The 16,082-nt window shown below is 59.3% G+C and carries 8 protein-coding genes and 2 CRISPR repeat arrays (1 of these 10 running past the window's edge); all 8 genes read right to left on the minus strand.

The window, feature by feature from the left end:
- Positions 1-2,793: a CRISPR direct-repeat array (repeat unit 33 nt; unit sequence GTTTCAATCCACGCTCCCCGCGAAGGGAGCGAC) (it extends 1,305 nt beyond the left edge of the window).
- Between the two features lie 501 nt (positions 2,794-3,294).
- Positions 3,295-4,065: an IS21-like element helper ATPase IstB gene (gene istB, locus ACPQ6D_RS16715; RefSeq protein ID WP_423222872.1), complete on the minus strand. Its 771-nt coding sequence runs from the start codon at positions 4,063-4,065 to the stop codon at positions 3,295-3,297.
- Positions 4,065-5,582 carry an IS21 family transposase gene (istA, locus tag ACPQ6D_RS16720; RefSeq protein ID WP_423222873.1) on the minus strand — a complete coding sequence of 506 codons (1,518 nt, stop codon included), beginning with the start codon at positions 5,580-5,582 and terminating at the stop codon, positions 4,065-4,067. Before istA ends, istB begins: the two co-directional genes overlap by 1 nt.
- Positions 5,583-5,735: 153 nt before the next feature.
- Positions 5,736-8,187: a CRISPR direct-repeat array (repeat unit 33 nt; unit sequence GTTTCAATCCACGCTCCCCGCGAAGGGAGCGAC).
- A gap of 2,380 nt (positions 8,188-10,567) precedes the next feature.
- Positions 10,568-10,858, minus strand: a complete 291-nt coding sequence (gene cas2 / locus ACPQ6D_RS16725; RefSeq protein WP_423225490.1) for a CRISPR-associated endonuclease Cas2 — start codon at positions 10,856-10,858, stop codon at positions 10,568-10,570.
- Between the two features lie 17 nt (positions 10,859-10,875).
- Positions 10,876-11,907 carry a type I-C CRISPR-associated endonuclease Cas1c gene (cas1c, locus tag ACPQ6D_RS16730; protein WP_423225491.1) on the minus strand — a complete coding sequence of 344 codons (1,032 nt, stop codon included), beginning with the start codon at positions 11,905-11,907 and terminating at the stop codon, positions 10,876-10,878.
- Positions 11,908-11,910: 3 nt separating this feature from the next.
- Positions 11,911-12,579, minus strand: coding sequence for a CRISPR-associated protein Cas4 (cas4, locus tag ACPQ6D_RS16735; RefSeq protein WP_423225492.1), 669 nt, complete (start codon positions 12,577-12,579; stop codon positions 11,911-11,913).
- Complete coding sequence (gene cas7c, locus ACPQ6D_RS16740) at positions 12,576-13,451, minus strand: type I-C CRISPR-associated protein Cas7/Csd2 (protein ID WP_423225493.1); 876 nt, start codon at positions 13,449-13,451, stop codon at positions 12,576-12,578. The genes cas4 and cas7c overlap by 4 nt, the downstream gene beginning before the upstream one ends.
- A gap of 34 nt (positions 13,452-13,485) precedes the next feature.
- Positions 13,486-15,390 (minus strand): type I-C CRISPR-associated protein Cas8c/Csd1, encoded by a 1,905-nt coding sequence (gene cas8c, locus ACPQ6D_RS16745; protein ID WP_423225494.1) that lies wholly within the window; start codon positions 15,388-15,390, stop codon positions 13,486-13,488.
- Positions 15,387-16,058, minus strand: coding sequence for a type I-C CRISPR-associated protein Cas5c (gene cas5c / locus ACPQ6D_RS16750; RefSeq protein ID WP_423225495.1), 672 nt, complete (start codon positions 16,056-16,058; stop codon positions 15,387-15,389). Before cas5c ends, cas8c begins: the two co-directional genes overlap by 4 nt.
- Between the last annotated feature and the right edge of the window lie 24 nt (positions 16,059-16,082).

The following is a 16,082-nucleotide window of genomic DNA, read 5'->3' on the forward strand; positions in this document are numbered from 1 at the left end:
CGCGCGTCGATGTGTCTATTGACTTTGAGTTTCAATCCACGCTCCCCGCGAAGGGAGCGACGGGCTATACCAGTGTACAGCCCAGCACGTAGTTGTGTTTCAATCCACGCTCCCCGCGAAGGGAGCGACCTTTGCCGGCCGCGTCTCACTGCGGCGATTGCAGTTTCAATCCACGCTCCCCGCGAAGGGAGCGACTACAAATCATGTAATCGTTGTTTGATGCGCGTGCGTTTCAATCCACGCTCCCCGCGAAGGGAGCGACCAGGGACGCTGGCAGACTATGCAGGATGTACGGGTTTCAATCCACGCTCCCCGCGAAGGGAGCGACCCACCACATCCATGATGTCGCCCATCCCATCGGCGTTTCAATCCACGCTCCCCGCGAAGGGAGCGACGTCGGGAGTGACGGCGGCGCGGCAGTGCAGGCAGGTTTCAATCCACGCTCCCCGCGAAGGGAGCGACATCCATTCCGGCAGATGATCCCGCACGTAGTTCAGTTTCAATCCACGCTCCCCGCGAAGGGAGCGACCCGCCCGCTCCCCGTCGCCGGCAGCCGCAGATTGTTTCAATCCACGCTCCCCGCGAAGGGAGCGACGTGACCAAATCCTGATAGCGTCCGACATCCAAACCGTTTCAATCCACGCTCCCCGCGAAGGGAGCGACGCGATCATCCCTGTACTGCCGCCCGCCGAACCGGTTTCAATCCACGCTCCCCGCGAAGGGAGCGACCTGTTTGGAGGAGGCAGGCGCGGCTCGTTTTGGAAGTTTCAATCCACGCTCCCCGCGAAGGGAGCGACCTGCAGATGGAGCGCGATATGCAGATCGTCAGTCGGTTTCAATCCACGCTCCCCGCGAAGGGAGCGACTTGACAAGCAGACGCAGGCCCAGCTGCGCGCGTTTCAATCCACGCTCCCCGCGAAGGGAGCGACTCTACGAGCGGGCGCTGTTTGCGGCCCGTGAGCAGTTTCAATCCACGCTCCCCGCGAAGGGAGCGACGTGTTCTGCGTGGCGGCCTGCATAGTGAGCGGGGTTTCAATCCACGCTCCCCGCGAAGGGAGCGACTCCGCTGCGTGGGCCGCCGAGCAGGCGACGCGTGTTTCAATCCACGCTCCCCGCGAAGGGAGCGACCACCGCGACCAACCCACCCCCTACACCAAAGACGTTTCAATCCACGCTCCCCGCGAAGGGAGCGACGGGCGCGGGGATAGGCACGAAAGGATTACTCGATGGTTTCAATCCACGCTCCCCGCGAAGGGAGCGACGTCATTGTCAGCCGCCCCTGCCCAGATGCGGTAGTTTCAATCCACGCTCCCCGCGAAGGGAGCGACCTCGTGTTTGTTGATGTGGAAGGTAACGAATCTGTTTCAATCCACGCTCCCCGCGAAGGGAGCGACCTGGACTTGCCCAAACTGCCGCCATGAATCAAGTTTCAATCCACGCTCCCCGCGAAGGGAGCGACCAAGTGGCAGAAGTTCGACAAGTTGGGCGAGCAGTTTCAATCCACGCTCCCCGCGAAGGGAGCGACATCTACAAGGCCGCAAACTTCCAATGGCTTCGAGTTTCAATCCACGCTCCCCGCGAAGGGAGCGACAGGTTGTGCCAGTAGGCGACATGGCGACGGCGGGTTTCAATCCACGCTCCCCGCGAAGGGAGCGACCAGCCAGATCACTGTGCGCCCCGCGCCCAAGATGTTTCAATCCACGCTCCCCGCGAAGGGAGCGACTTTGAGACGGCCGTGCCGTCCAGCGGAATGGTTGTTTCAATCCACGCTCCCCGCGAAGGGAGCGACCTCGCTCACCGCTTGGGAGCACAGCTTCCGATGGTTTCAATCCACGCTCCCCGCGAAGGGAGCGACGACGCAGATGATTGATCTAGCCGACCTGCTACGTGTTTCAATCCACGCTCCCCGCGAAGGGAGCGACTTTGCGAGTGCAAAGCGAGGGTGGGCCATGAGGTTTCAATCCACGCTCCCCGCGAAGGGAGCGACGCCAGGCGATTGATGACCTGTTCCCGCGGGTCACGTTTCAATCCACGCTCCCCGCGAAGGGAGCGACGGGGCGATTGGCAGCGGTGGTGACTTCCTCGGACGTTTCAATCCACGCTCCCCGCGAAGGGAGCGACAGAAATGGATCGTCACCCGGTAGTAGAGGTGGTTGTTTCAATCCACGCTCCCCGCGAAGGGAGCGACCGTACCCCGTCGTGCACCATGGCGCGTTCGCCATGTTTCAATCCACGCTCCCCGCGAAGGGAGCGACCAACGAGGGCAGGCCGTGCCGGTCGCACCAGTTGACGTTTCAATCCACGCTCCCCGCGAAGGGAGCGACGTTAGAGGCCGGAGAATATCAGGCGATTGTGCGGTTTCAATCCACGCTCCCCGCGAAGGGAGCGACTAGCCCGGTTGCAACATACCTTGTCCTTTCGCGGGTTTCAATCCACGCTCCCCGCGAAGGGAGCGACCTTACGCCGTGGCAAACTCTATTACACCGCAACAGTTTCAATCCACGCTCCCCGCGAAGGGAGCGACCGCGCGCTTTGCTTGCCAGCCTGACCAGGTCGGAGGTTTCAATCCACGCTCCCCGCGAAGGGAGCGACCTGGCCCACCTGGAGACGGAACACAAGTTGGGGAAGTTTCAATCCACGCTCCCCGCGAAGGGAGCGACACGCCGGCGCCAACAAGAACCGCATGTCAGCCTGGTTTCAATCCACGCTCCCCGCGAAGGGAGCGACCGCCCAGCTCGCGCGCCGCAGAGGCGGTGACGGGTTTCAATCCACGCTCCCCGCGAAGGGAGCGACACGAGGCCATCAACCTCTGTTTTTGGCAAATGAAACCTGGGCCACTTGGCAATGAAAAACAGGGCCAGCGAGGTCACCCCGTTTTCAGCTTGGCAATCAAAATCAGGGCCGTTTGGCAATGAAAATCAAGGCCATTTGGCAATGTAAAACAGGGCCACCCGTGATTTTGGGAACCCAAAAAGCCGGGAGGGTGGGATGACAACAGGCGTAGGGCTGGCCCTGCTTCCTTCGTCCGTCGCCATCGCAGCTTCAGGATTAGCGCCGTTCCTGGCTACCCCGTCAATGGCCGGTTTGGGAATCCGGCCTGCTGTTGGCCGGATTCCCAAACCGGTTCATCTCGACCATTGACGGGGTGGCGGACGGTGCTAGACTGGGGGCTAGATGGCGACGGCGAGCAGGAGGCAGCCCTGCTTTCTGAGTCCTGAGCCAGAGCGACAAGGGGGTGAAAAGTGAATGAAGTTGTTGTGTCAAACCTCCTGATGGATCTGTATGGCGAGAGAATCATGGTTGGGACGGTGATACAGAGCTGGTGACATGCTGCATGCGCTGACGAAAGCGATATGACTCACCAAGAAATTCCAGGATGTGGGCCCGATGGGTGAGCCGATCGAGGAGTGCGCTGGTCAGTCGTTCATTGCCGAAGACCTGTGTCCAGTCGGCAAAGTGCAGGTTGGTGGTGACAATGAGCGCCACTTTTTCATGCAAGGCGGAACAGAATTGGAAAATCAACTGGGCGCCGATGTCAGAAAAGGGAATGAAGCCTAACTCGTCCAGGACGATCAGGTGGCATTTCTTGGCTGCGGTTAGGAACTTGGCCAAGCGATGCTGATCCTGAGCTTCAATCAGTTCATTAACCAGGCCGGCGGCGTTGTAGAAGCGAACCTTGTATCCCTGGCGACATGCGGTGAGCGCAAGTGCCGAGGCAACGTGTGTCTTCCCTAAGCCCGGATTGCCCACGAGCAGAATGGGTTCGGCCTGGCGGATGTAGTGTCCCTGAGCTAAGGCGAGCACCTGCTGCTTGTTCAGTTGGGGGACGCAACTGAAATCGAAATCGGCCAGTTCTTTCAGCACAGGAAAGCGTGCTTCCTTGATGCGCATGATTTCACGTTTACGTTCGCGTTCGTTCACTTCCTGTTCGGCCAGGGCGAGGAGGAAGCGATCGTAACTGAGGTTGTTACGGGCGCCATCCTCAGCAAATGGGCGATAATTGCGCACGAAGGTGGGGAGATGCAACTGTTTGAGGTAGCTTTCCAAAAGCAAGAGCGATTCCATCACTTCCCTCCGGACAGCAACTGGTTGTAATGTTGCAAGTTCACGGGTTGGGTGCCGATCTCCCGTAAGCCGGACTGCTCGGTCAATTCGAGCGTGGGGGGTGGCGTATCTGGATGCAGTATCTGGTGCAGGCATAACTTCACTCCCTCGACATGGACACAGTTGTGGAGCAAGGCCTGGCTTACCGCCTGTTCGATCAGGTCGGCCGGATGATCCCGATGCAGTTGCAGGATCTGAACAAATTCGCGTATCCCGCGACCCTCGGGCCACTGCTGTTGCATCTTGTTCAACAGTTGCTCGTACGCCGCCGGCCATGTCGCCCGCCACTGGCGTAAGGGTTTGGCGTGCTCGAAGGCGCCGGGACGTTGCACCAGCAGGGGCAGATAGTGCAGGGGGTCGAAAATGTCCTGCTCGCGTGCGTAAGAGCGGGCATGGTTGGCGATCACTTTGTCGTGATGCATGATCTCGATCCGAAATGGATACGCTCTGACCACCAGTTTGCGCTGTGCCTGGTCCACGGGCACCGAGTAGCGATTGGTTTCGAAGATCACCTGGCTGTACGGGGTCAGTGTCACCGGCGCCGTCACACAGCACGCATAGTCTCGCACGGGCAGTGGGCGCAGATGGGTTCGCTCCTGCTCCCATGCCTCGCCGATCGTGGTTGGCTCGCCTTTCACCTGGCGCAGGTCGTTGGTGCGGCACTTGTCCAGCAAATAGGCGTTCAGTTCGCTGAACGAGGCCACGTGGGGGATGGGAACCAGAAAGTTGCGCCGACTAAACCCGACGTTATGTTCGACACCTCCCTTTTCGTGGCCCTGCGCAGGGGTGCAGAAGTGACTCTCGAAGAGATAATGGCTGCGAAACGCCACAAACGTACGCTGCTCGATGCGACGATGCCCTTGCAGAATCTCAAACACGGCCGTTTTGAGATTGTCGTAGCTGACTCGGTGCGGTACGCCGCCAAAGAATCGGAAAGCCTGCACATGACCGTCCAAGAAACTCTCTTGCTTTTGCGTCGGATAAGCGCACACGAACAGCCGGTGGGAAAAGTTGAGCCACATCAGGAACAACTGTACGACCATCCGTACGCCAGCCATGATGACCGTCGCATCTCCCCAGTCCACTTGAGCTTCGCGACCCGGATCGAACGCCAGCGGCAGGTAAACCGCCGGCTTCCGCTGTGCCTCACGGCATTGCGCTACGTAGTGACGCACGCCCGAATCGCTCCCCCGGTAGCCTTGCTCGTGGACCATTTCATAAATCTTCTGCCCCGTGTACCGCTGCTTACGCGGCAGTCCTTCATTCTCGGCCAGAAGTTCGTCAATCTTTGCCTTGTAAGGCCCCAGCACCGGATCCGCTCGTTGAACTGCCCGCTGGTACGGCTCCGGCTCGGCCAGGTCCAGCGCTTTCGCAATCGTGTCGCGCCCGTGTTTCAGTTCGCGAGCAATCTCACGAATGCTCTTGTGTTGATTGAAATAGGCATCCCGAATCTGGGCATAATCTTCCACCGTCTTCATCCTTCCCTCCGCTACCATGGTCTCGTCGGCTTTTCGCCTCCCCCTTATGATAGCGGAATTTCTCTGGTGGCCCAGATTTCGACTGCCATTTCTCAGCCAGGTGGCCTTACTTTATATTACCAAAAACAGCCGCGCGGCTGTGGCTGAGTTGGTGTTTCAATCCACGCTCCCCGCGAAGGGAGCGACCAGGGCATCAAGCGCACCCACGGCACGCACCGCGTTTCAATCCACGCTCCCCGCGAAGGGAGCGACCAGCGGTTCTTCTTGCCGGTCGCACCAGGCGACGTTTCAATCCACGCTCCCCGCGAAGGGAGCGACATGATGCCTTTGTCATGGCGGTGTGTGATCGCATCGTTTCAATCCACGCTCCCCGCGAAGGGAGCGACCTCCAGGCGCTTTTGTATTCTCGGGCACTTGGAAGTTTCAATCCACGCTCCCCGCGAAGGGAGCGACCTGTGTTGTTGGCACGGGTGACGGGGAGGGTGGGGTTTCAATCCACGCTCCCCGCGAAGGGAGCGACCTCCGTGGGAGTCAAACGGCGGACTCCCACGGCGGGTTTCAATCCACGCTCCCCGCGAAGGGAGCGACGGCGGCTGTCTGAGCTATCCTTGCGCAGTTGGGTGTTTCAATCCACGCTCCCCGCGAAGGGAGCGACCTGGGTGCCAGGTGTTCTTGCCAGCAAGCGTCAAGTTTCAATCCACGCTCCCCGCGAAGGGAGCGACCAGCGGTTGCGACCATCCCTGGTGAGTACATCGGTTTCAATCCACGCTCCCCGCGAAGGGAGCGACAAGCCATCCGACGCCGACGGCGATACCGTAAACTGTTTCAATCCACGCTCCCCGCGAAGGGAGCGACATGCCGGTTTCAGAGCAAAACTCGTCTACATTTGGTTTCAATCCACGCTCCCCGCGAAGGGAGCGACCCCATGGGTCGTTGTCTGCCTGCGCATTGCCCATGTTTCAATCCACGCTCCCCGCGAAGGGAGCGACCACGGTTACGGTGGGCGATTCGCCGCCGCGCGAGAGTTTCAATCCACGCTCCCCGCGAAGGGAGCGACTGGCGTCATTGCCCTGGCCGACAAGCAGGCCCAGGTTTCAATCCACGCTCCCCGCGAAGGGAGCGACCATGCTCGATGGCGGGGGCGGTCAGACTGGCGTGTTTCAATCCACGCTCCCCGCGAAGGGAGCGACGCCTGCCCCGCGGGACGTAATGCGCTGCACATGGGTTTCAATCCACGCTCCCCGCGAAGGGAGCGACATGACGCCCGCCCAGTTGCGCCCCTGGCTCCTCGTTTCAATCCACGCTCCCCGCGAAGGGAGCGACGCGTTCATCGTAGTCGCCTGGATGGTCACAAACACGTTTCAATCCACGCTCCCCGCGAAGGGAGCGACCGCCGAGACTCTGGCTGCGGCGCTGGCGGCGATTGGTTTCAATCCACGCTCCCCGCGAAGGGAGCGACGTGTAGTGTACAGGCGCCGGATTTGTGTATAGGCGTTTCAATCCACGCTCCCCGCGAAGGGAGCGACTTCTGGAAGGTCACGCCCTCCGCCGCCTCGATGCCGTTTCAATCCACGCTCCCCGCGAAGGGAGCGACGTGTGACGTTGCCCGTGGGGACGCTAGAGGCGTGGTTTCAATCCACGCTCCCCGCGAAGGGAGCGACTTGCCAGCGGTGCGAGCAATCACGGCAAATGTGCTGTTTCAATCCACGCTCCCCGCGAAGGGAGCGACGACTATCGGCGCCCACGACCTCGATGCAATCTGGTTTCAATCCACGCTCCCCGCGAAGGGAGCGACGTGCCCGCCTGGACAAAGACATATTTGCCAGGTATGTTTCAATCCACGCTCCCCGCGAAGGGAGCGACCAGCACCGCACTGACGTTCGCCCAGTTCAACGGAGGTTTCAATCCACGCTCCCCGCGAAGGGAGCGACTTTCCAACACAGACCCAGCGGCATGACGATCATCGTTTCAATCCACGCTCCCCGCGAAGGGAGCGACTGGCGCGCGACATACTCGTTGTCCAGGTGGTGTGCGTTTCAATCCACGCTCCCCGCGAAGGGAGCGACATCCCGGACGTGACGTAGCCGGATTTCACCTCTCGTTTCAATCCACGCTCCCCGCGAAGGGAGCGACACATGGCGGCCACGGGATAGCCGGCCGCGGCAAGGTTTCAATCCACGCTCCCCGCGAAGGGAGCGACGTTTGACCCTGGCAAACTATCCTGGTCGGAACTTGTTTCAATCCACGCTCCCCGCGAAGGGAGCGACCGACCAGGATTTTCGTTGAGGGCAACCGGGCGGTGTTTCAATCCACGCTCCCCGCGAAGGGAGCGACCGGTATTTTCAGGAAGCAGGTATACAGGTATTGCCAGTTTCAATCCACGCTCCCCGCGAAGGGAGCGACATCAGCGAAGCCTGCACCTGGGGCAATACGGTCAGTTTCAATCCACGCTCCCCGCGAAGGGAGCGACCTTCCGCCCCTGCCGCCGTCTCTCCGTCCACCGTGTTTCAATCCACGCTCCCCGCGAAGGGAGCGACGCTGGCGTGTCCTGCGATTTAGCAATCAGCAGTGGGTTTCAATCCACGCTCCCCGCGAAGGGAGCGACCCCACGAGCAAGCCCAGGAAGTCCCGCTGGCGAGTTTCAATCCACGCTCCTCGCGCAAGGGAGCGACGGCTTTACGCCATCCTGGCTGCCGGGTTGTTAGCGCTAACCTCAGTTACATGGGTTTCAACCCACGCTCCCCTGCGGAGGGAGCGACGTATGGGCCTGTGTATGCGTACACAATCGGGTCTTGTTTCAATCCACGCTCCTTCGCGGCGGGAGCGACGCTCCAGGCGGCGGAAATCCGCACGAACGATGGAGCCACGCCATCTCGGCAAGGGAGCGACGTGGCGTTATTCCCCATATAGGTGTACAGGTGAAAGTCAACCACGCTCCCCTGGCATGTATAATAGCCGCTCAATGGCGTGCCTGGCAGGCTCTACCAGCTTCGGTACAATCCACGCCCCGCGGGGAGCGACGCACAGCCACACCACCCTGACCCCGACCAGGAAGAATCCACGCCCTCAAGGAAGGGAGCGACACACGTTGGGGGACGGTAATCCAACAACTCGAAAGTTTCAATCCACGCCCCTTCAAGTGCGGCGGGAATAATTCCCTACCAGCGAGCAGCGAACCGCTCGCCGTAGTTTCACATCCACGCTCCCGCGCAAGGAGCGCTGACTCAGCGGGATTGTGGCGTCGGTCAGCAGGGATGTGTTTCAACTATCGCCCCCCCCGCGGGAGCGACGAATATTTTGAGATGATCGTAATCAGCTTTCAGAGTTTCAACCACGCCCCCGCGAAGGGAGCGACGTGGCGGGCCAATCTCGCCGAAATGGGTTTCAATCCACGCCCCCCGCTAAGGGAGCGACCCACGGCAGCCGATTGTGGACGTGTCTACGCAATTGTTTCAATCCATCGCCCTCGTAAAGGGAGCGACCTCCCAGGAGATAGCACACGAGGCGGCAAAGCAGGTTTCAATCCACGCCCCCGCGGCGAGCGACACAGCACCGCGACGGGCGCGGCATTCCGAGTACATGAGCCAATCCACGCTCTAAGGGGAGCGACCGATTGACAAACGGATTCACAGGCGGCTACCAGCCAATCCACGCTCCCGCGGCGAGCGACTGCTGCGGTCAGGCGTCCTTTGGCGATCCAGTTGCGGCTTCAATCCACGCTCCCCTGCAGGAAGCGACTGATGGCCGCAAACGCTGCCATCAGTTCGGTATGTTTTAATCCACGCTCCCCGCGGGATGACCCACACCAATCGAGGCAAGTGGACAAACCAACAGGAAGTTTCAATCCACGCTCCCCGCGGTAAGGGAGCGACCGTTGCTGTCGGTCGCCATTATTTCTGGATCGGTTTAACCACGCTCCCCAAGTAAGGGAGCGAGCGTTACGTTTGGAGGCTGACGGTACCTCCCACAGCCAGCTTCAATCCACGCTCCCGCGAAGGGAGCGACGCTATCCCCACGGGCAGTGACTACTGAAATTCCATTAGCGTTTCATCCACGCTCCCCGCGCAAGGGAGCGACGCTTCTGCGAGGGTGCATTCACGTCGCTCGCGCCTAGGTTTTCAATCCACGCCCCCGCGAAGGGAGCGACTGGGGAGCGGACGCACGCCGGGCAACCCGCAGGTTTCAACCAGCACGCTCCCGCGAGCGAGCGACGCTTTAACGCCGGGCGTCGATCTGGCGAATATCGTGTTTTCAATCCACGCTCCTTAAGGAGCGACTGTCAAGCAGCTGGGTCTATCTCGATCCTGATGTTTCAATCCACGCCCCCGCGAAGGAGCGACTATTGATAGAGGCCGTGGTCGACCGATCGTAGCGTTTCAACTCACGCCCCCCCGCGAAGGAGCGACCAACGGTGCTCCCCGTTTCTCACACCGACGCCAGTTTCAATCCACGCCCCCGCGAAGGGGAGCGACCACGCCCGGTGCATCTGGGACATCAGGCGAGTTTAACCACGCCCCCGTAAGGAGCGACCTGGTTAATGCCATTTCTCACGTAATTGGCGAAAAGGGACGAATTTGTTTTCTAATCCACGCCCCGTGGGCAAGGAGCGACCTCGGCAAGGATGTGCAATGACCTGGCGCAAGGCGTGTTTCAATCCACGCTCCCCGCGAAGGGAGCGACCGGGTTGCTGTTGCGCTTGCAGTTCCGCGGCCGTGTTTCAATCCACGCTCCCCGCGAAGGGAGCGACTTGCGCCAGGATGTACCTGGGAACAATACACACAAGTTTCAATCCACGCTCCCCGCGAAGGGAGCGACCGCAACATCTAGTATACCCTCTCCGTGGGCATACTAGATGTGCCTCACGCTGTTACAATCACCGCAAAGATCGTTGGCTGCATGCCAGATCTTCCAGGGATTTTGGCCTACCTTCAGTGCGAACCTACCGCTAGTTTTGTGTTCACTTGAGGTTCGCAGCACGAGTTTTTTCAAAGAACCAGCGGACCCTCCAAATCCGTGGCAGCCTTAGCACCGAAGTGCTCGACATGACCTCGCCCATTATCTTTCAAGTAGTAGAACCGCAGACTGTCTGTTTCTGGATTGATAAGCTGACGCAGGCGATGCTGCAAGTGCTTCAACTGCGCCGCATCAAGTAAACACTCGAAAACCGAGTACTGCACCCGCTGTCCATAGTTGGTACATTGTCTTGCAACTTTCCGAAGGCGTGTCCTGCCGGCGCTGGTCTCAGTGTTGACATCGTAGGTGATCACGACCATCATGGGTAAGGCCCTCCCTGTTAGTTCCAGAAGAATGGCGGATACGCGTCCAGGTCACCCCGCAGATACCGGGCAAGCAGTGAAGCCTGAACGTGCGGAACGAGACCGAAGGCGACGCGTTCCTTCAGATAGGGATGGATGATCTCATCCCGCTTGCGTTCTTGCCAGGCAGTTACGACAGATTTGCGCGTTTCGTCATCCATCAAGACGCCGCCTCCTTCCTTGCGCAGGAAGCCTTTCCCCGTAATCTGCTTCCGGTTGACCAGCGTGAGCGCCAGGCGATCGGCGAACACCGGCCGCAGCTCCTCCATCATGTCCAAGGCCAGCGATGGACGGCCTGGCCGATCGGCATGTAGGAAACCGACGTATGGATCAATGCCCACAGTCTCCAGCGCAGACGTCACTTCATTGGCCAACAAGGTGTACAGGAACGATAGCAGGGCGTTCATCGGGTCTTGTGGCGGACGGCGGGAGCGTTCTGTGAAATCAAAGTCCTCATGCTGATGAAGGATCAGTTCTCTGAATGTCTCAAAGTAGCGCTTGGCCGCATTGCCCTCGATCCCGCGCAGGGCATCCAGCCCTGTACACTGTTGGATTGACGATAGGCTCTCTTTGAGGGCGGCCGAGGTCGCCCGCAACGCCGGTACATCAACAAGAATTGCATGGTCACGCACAGCCCTTTCGATCACTTTGCGGCTGTTGGCGACCTTGCCTAGCACACATGAGGTTGCGATGGCAACGCAGGTATCTTCCTTCGCGGCAAGCTCATATTGCCGCTTGCGCAGCAGGAGATTACCTTGCACCCTGCCTGTGACGCGTGCCAGGAAACGACCATTCGGATTTAGAAACGCTAATCCCACGTGACGCTCGGCACACGCGCCCATCAACGCAGGGCTGACGCCTGGATAGTTGAAGCAGACGATGCCGTCGAGGTTGTGCAGCGGCAAGCGCATGGAGACAGCGCTCTCTTTCTTGATAACGATATTTTCACCGTCAAGGCTCAAGTAGGCTTCCGGCGTAGTCACATAGAGCACGTTCCCGATCTTCTTCATGGTTCACGCACTTTCGGTCTGCTGTCTGATGTAGGCGGATGCAGGCATGATCTTGTTTTGCAGCTGGGGCAGACAGATGTCGGCCAGAGAACACGACCCACACCCTTTGAATGGCTTGACTCGCGGGGTGTAGCCGCGGTCAAAGTAGTCGTGCATCTCCCGGGCGGCCTTCTGTACCAACTCACGCAGGTCATTCGTGAGGGTGACAGACACGCGCCGGCGTGTCTGTCCATAGTACAAAAAGCCAACCGGGATTGCGATGGCGAGCATAGCCTCCAGGCACATGGCCTGGGCGCAAAGCTGCGCTTCGTCGCAGTGATCTGGCTTGACCTTGCCGTGTTTGTACTCGACCGGCGCGGCGAGATAGCGCCCCTCGCGTCCGGGCAACTGCACGCCTTGTGACGCCAGGGTGAACTCGACCACGTCGCATACACCGGTCAGGCCGAGTGCAGGTGAGGACACCGGCACCGACCGGGTAATGATCACATCCTTCCGTTTTTCAGTGAAGAATGGATCATCGGCCCGCTCATGCATGATACGACCTTCGGCGGTGAGCGCGTTTTCCTGCCATTGGCGCTCAATGTGGATCAGCGCCCACTGCCGGCGACAGAAGATGAAGTGCTGGATGCCAGAAAGAGGCAGCCACGCGTCGGCTGGGTATTCGGCGGTCATAGCTTCTCGATCAGTTCGACCCCCTGGGGAAAATCGGCCCGGTTCACCGTGACGGTGTAATCCGAGATACTGCGCGGCGTGACGGCGCCAGGTTTGCGCTCCACGCGAACGCGTTCGAAGAGCAGATGCGATGGCGCGTTACCGAGATCGCTGTCATGCTTGAATACGAACAGCTTACGCGTCGCCATCTTGCCGCGCGCCGCCGAATGATCGTGCTCGAACATGTTGACCAGTGCTTCCCAAATCAAGCTCAGGTCTTCTTCCGAGAATCCTGTGCCCTTTGTCGGGTCATTGGCGAGTTTGGCGGAGATGTAACCTTCCACACGGTAGAGACCGTAGGGCACGATGTGCTTGCGGCCCATCGTGCGCTCTTTCTCGGCTTCTTCCTCGCGGGTAACGGTCAGGCGGGTGACGGTCACTTCTTGCTGGACAATAGGGTCAATGCTGCGCGAGAAGTTCAGTTGGACGGGGCCGCGCACCTGACCGCAGTTGAGACCGGTGCTCATCACGGCGCCGAAGGTGCGGACATCGAAGAAATTGGCGCATAGCCAGGCGCGGGCGCGCTGCACGTCGTCAGATTTGGCTTTGAAGGTCTTGTCGTCCGTTGGCAAATTGACGGCTTTGTAGGCCTCCACGTGATTCTGATTCAACGGAATGCCTTCCTTGACATAGATGCGATAGCCCGCCGCGTCGCCTTTGACCATCTCCACGTAGTTGCGGATCTTGCGTTTCAGGCAGACATCGGTCACGATGCCGTAGCCTGTTTCGGGGTCAATACGCGGCATGTTGCCCGCATCGGGATCGCCGTTGGGATTGCCGTTCTCTACATCGTAGAGTAAGACGAATTCGTAGCGGTTGGAAAGGGTAGTCATAGCTTGTTCTCCTTCGTGATTAGGGATTGGTGATTCAGGATACGGATTCATCGGATTGCTCAGATTCTTCGGCGCCGCTGCCTTTTCTGGCATAGAACGCAGCGCGCTGGTGGTAGTAGCCCAGCACGAATACACCCTGTTCTTCCAGCGTCAGACGGGATGGGAAGGGCTTTGCGACGAGCATGTTTAGCAGGTCTTGGATTTTCCTGTCCGACACCCCGCCATACTCGGCTTTGGTCGTCCAGTGATGCGAGAGGCGCAGGAGCGTGGGGAATACACTGGCGGGCGCAGCGCAGGCAGACGTGAAGTAGCGGTCCTTAATGGTTGCATTGATGTTCTGTCCGATGGCTTCTCTCTGCGCCTTTTCCAGCACGGCGAACAAACGTCCCAGCACATAGGCGGGATGGGTGTAGAATTCGTTGAGTGACATTTCTAGAGCCTCCTGATAGGGATTTCCGGCTTGATGGCGGTACTTACGGATAAGGTGCGCCTTGATGTACGCGGCGCGGATGTAATTGATCTTGACGTTTCGCCGCCTGCCCTTGTCGGTGGTTTCATCCGAATCGTGCCGGATGCGGTTGAGGATGGCAACGTATAACCCTTCGGGGTAGGGCGCGCCCATGAGAATGGCGCGCATGAAAGACCCGCCCAGCAGTGACCAGGACTGCTTCACTTCGTCATCGCGCCGGGTTACCTTGGGCGAAACGCACTCAGCGAGGATGCGGTATGGTGATAGATAAGTGGGCTGATTGGCATACTCCTTTTCAATTTGCAGATCGTCATAGTGCTGCATAATACGTTCAGCAAACACGCCGAACGGCTCGGTGAGGAAGAAGCGTACTGCGAGACGCGCTGCGCTGGGTGCCAGCCCCAGCACGTAGATGCGCGTATTGTTGTCGAGTCCTTCGCGCAACGCTTGAATATCCAGCGGTTTGGCCTGTTCCACCTTTTCTGCCACCGCGCTCAGAGTTTCTTCAGTCCCCTTCGTACGCTTGCGTTTGGCTTTCCCCTCTTCGCGCTCATCACTCTCTGCGGTTTGCTGGTACTCCGGATTCAGGAAGGCGTAAAACGCGCTGCTGTAACGCTTATCCGTGGCATCCGCCCAATAGACCATCGTGGTGTCACCCAGGTGAATCTTGCGGTTCGGGTTCTGGTTGGAAAGCAAATAGTTGAGTGCAACACCATAGCCCGAAGCCACGCGGCGGCTGACGGGTGAATTGGCCCCCTGTTCTCTCCCGTAGGATGTGAAAGCGTCCAGATTGAAGCTGACCAGCGAAGCCCCTTTTGTTTGCGCGTCTCGCACGCCCTTGATATCGGGATGCAAGCGGGCAATCGGCTCGACCTTCCCCGTCACCAGGCACTGCATTTCGACGGCTTCTTGCCCCAGGGCGTGATCCTCCCAGGCGCGTCGGATTTTTGGGTCGGCCAGCGCGTCCTTACCTTCGACCTGGAAAACCAGATTACTGCCCTCTATGAGCGCGTCCAGATGGTGAGCGATCGCAGGATTCTCTCGCGCCGCTTGCGGATCGTGCCGCTGCAAAAACGCTATCACCGCACGAGCGATGGGGCTATCCACCCCGGAAAGGATTTCGACGTTGTGCCCCCGAAAGGCGTCGAAGCGCTTCTGGGCATAGTCCGGGTCTTTGGCTTCCTTGCCTGTCAGCCCCAACACATAGACTGCGTTGTCGCACATGAAATTCGCAGCTACGTTGACGCTGCGCTTGACCTGCTCCGGCACGTTCATCCGCCGGGGTCTATCCACTGTCTTCTTGCCTTGCTGAACGGGGATGTACAAGGGAACGACGTCTAGTAGCTCGCCCTGTAGTGACAAGTTGAGTGCATGGTTCACGGGCGCATTGCTGTAGCCAGGCTCGGCGACTCCCACCTCCGGATCTTCGCATAATATCTCGTAGTAACGGTAAAGCGATTGTAAGATCATCGCCGCACCTCCCTGGCGAGTTCGCTTACGTCAATCACCCCGTCCTGCATAATGGCGTGATAAAAGCTCGGCTTAATGTCGCGCTGGTTGGTGAAGTCAAGGTCGTAGAGCATCCAACCCAAGTCGCGCTTGCCCGTCAGCGGGCTTTTGGGAATGCTCTCCCTCTCCTCGATGAGTTCGACGCGGGCGGGGAACTCGCGCGTCCCCAGGCAGGGCGCGTGGAAGTGCTGTCCGTTCCGCAGGCGGCGCAGGACGATGTTGTAATGCCCTTCCTCCGTGTCGCGCTCGCCCCATTCCTTGTCTACCTTCTCAAAGTGCGCCTCGATGACGTAATCCACATCCTTCAGGACCATCGCGGCGCGCTGCTGACGGGCTTCGGTGGCGGCGATGTACAGCAGCTTGTCCGCGCCTTTCATTACCTGCAGCGCGTTGTCCACTGATGCTTTTTCGCTCACCTCGTTGCGGCGGATGTTTGTGAACTCCACCTCACGCAGGACGTGGATTTTGTCTATCACCCAACGGATGGCTGGCTTCCAATAGACCGCCTCGATGATGCCACGCGCTGCCGACGGGGTGATTACGTCGTAACTGACGCGTTCGACTTTCATCTCTGGACGGGTGAACAGGGCGTAAGTGCCCTGTATGCGGATGCTGATGCCGTAACCCATGTGTAGAAACCTCCTTTCGGAATA

It is taken from the genome of Candidatus Amarolinea aalborgensis (genome assembly GCF_900491745.1).
In the GTDB taxonomy this organism is placed as follows: Bacteria; Chloroflexota; Anaerolineae; order SSC4; family Amarolineaceae; genus Amarolinea; species Amarolinea aalborgensis.

Coding starts and splice junctions, on each gene's coding strand:
- istB (WP_423222872.1), bottom strand. CDS start 4,065: ATGGAATCGCTCTTGCTTTTGGAAAGCTACCTCAAACAGTTGCATCTC.
- istA (WP_423222873.1), bottom strand. CDS start 5,582: ATGAAGACGGTGGAAGATTATGCCCAGATTCGGGATGCCTATTTCAAT.
- cas2 (WP_423225490.1), bottom strand. CDS start 10,858: ATGATGGTCGTGATCACCTACGATGTCAACACTGAGACCAGCGCCGGC.
- cas1c (WP_423225491.1), bottom strand. CDS start 11,907: ATGAAGAAGATCGGGAACGTGCTCTATGTGACTACGCCGGAAGCCTAC.
- cas4 (WP_423225492.1), bottom strand. CDS start 12,579: ATGACCGCCGAATACCCAGCCGACGCGTGGCTGCCTCTTTCTGGCATC.
- cas7c (WP_423225493.1), bottom strand. CDS start 13,451: ATGACTACCCTTTCCAACCGCTACGAATTCGTCTTACTCTACGATGTA.
- cas8c (WP_423225494.1), bottom strand. CDS start 15,390: ATGATCTTACAATCGCTTTACCGTTACTACGAGATATTATGCGAAGAT.
- cas5c (WP_423225495.1), bottom strand. CDS start 16,058: ATGGGTTACGGCATCAGCATCCGCATACAGGGCACTTACGCCCTGTTC.